Annotated in this window: 1 protein-coding gene; it reads left to right on the forward strand. The window is 65.9% G+C overall.

Features of this window, described 5'->3' with window-relative positions:
• Nucleotides 1–100 precede the first annotated feature (100 nt).
• A complete protein-coding gene (locus H609_RS0110905; protein WP_028484962.1) occupies nt 101–1,309 on the forward strand; it encodes an IS256 family transposase in 1,209 nt (402 codons plus the stop codon).
• The last annotated feature ends 59 nt before the right edge of the window (nt 1,310–1,368 follow it).

Genomic DNA, 1,368 nt, shown 5'->3' on the forward strand with positions numbered 1-1,368 from the left:
AGTAGTGTGCTGAGTTATGTGCAGAAGCTGGCAGGAGGTGAGCGGCCATGGTATTCGGGTTGGTTAGCGACCACCGGAACCCCTCAAGGAGGGCGAGACCATGACCACTCACAAGAGCCAGGCTACTGCGGATCGCACGTCACTGCGAGCGCTTTTGGGGACAGACGAGGAACTGATGCGCACGCTGGTGCGCGAGGCGGTCCAGCAGGTTCTGGAAGCCGAGATGAGCGACCAGCTCCAGGCGGCACCGGGCGAGCGCACCGAGGGCCGCCTGGGCTACCGAGCCGGGTACTACCCGCGCACCCTGATCACGCGCGTGGGCAAGCTGGAGTTGCGGGTCCCCCGGGACCGCAACGGCCAGTTCTCCACCAGCCTGTTCGAGCGCTATCAGCGCTCGGAGAAGGCACTGGTCTCGGCCCTGATGGAGATGTATGTCCAGGGCGTGTCGACGCGCAAGGTCAAGGCCATCACCGAGGAGTTGTGCGGTCACGGGTTCTCGGCTTCGGCGATCTCGACCATCAACCGGGGGCTGGACGGCCGCCTGGCGGAGTTCGCGTCGCGGCGCCTGGAGGAGCCCTGCCCCTATCTGATCCTGGACGCGCGCTACGAGAAGGTCCGCGAGGGCGGCGTGATCCGGTCCCAGGCGGTACTGATCGCTATCGGTGTCAACTGGGAAGGCCGGCGTCAGGTGCTGGGGGTGGAGCTGGCCAGTCGCGAGAGCGCGAGCAGCTGGCGCGCCTTCCTGGAGCGCCTGCGCGAGCGCGGGCTGAACGGGGTCGAACTGGTGGTCAGCGACGAGCACGCAGGGCTGCGCCGGGCCATCCTGGAGATCCTCCCGGAAGCGGTATGGCAGCGCTGCTATGTGCACTTCCTGCGCAACGCCCTGGACCACCTGCCGCGCAAGGCCGACGACGACTGCCTGCAGGAGCTGCGCTGGCTCTACGACCGCCGGGATCTGACCGAGGCCCAGCGCGATCTGGCGGCCTGGCTGGAGCGCTGGCAGGCGAAGTATCCCCGCCTGTGCGACTGGGTGGAGGACAACATCCAGGAGACGTTGACGTTCTACCGCCTGCCGCGGGCCCATCACAAGCACATGAAGAGCACCAACATGCTCGAGCGGCTGAACGAGGAGATCCGCCGCCGGACCCGGGTGGTCCGGATCTTCCCCAACACCCACAGCTGTCTACGCCTGGTACGGGCCCTGGCCGTCGAAATCCACGAAGGCTGGCTGGAGGACAACCGCTACCTGAACATGGATCTGCTCAAAGAGCACAAGAAGATCTTGCTCCGGCAGGCCGAGGCCGCCTGAGCCATACCGACCAACCGAACATGGCTGACTCACTTCTGCACAACTTGACGCACACAACC

The organism is Thioalkalivibrio sp. ALE17 (assembly GCF_000425605.1).
Taxonomy (GTDB): Bacteria; Pseudomonadota; Gammaproteobacteria; order Ectothiorhodospirales; family Ectothiorhodospiraceae; genus Thioalkalivibrio.

Bases quoted from the DNA above. Each gene is read 5' to 3' on its own strand.
- H609_RS0110905 (WP_028484962.1), top strand. From the start codon at position 101: ATGACCACTCACAAGAGCCAGGCTACTGCGGATCGCACGTCACTGCGA.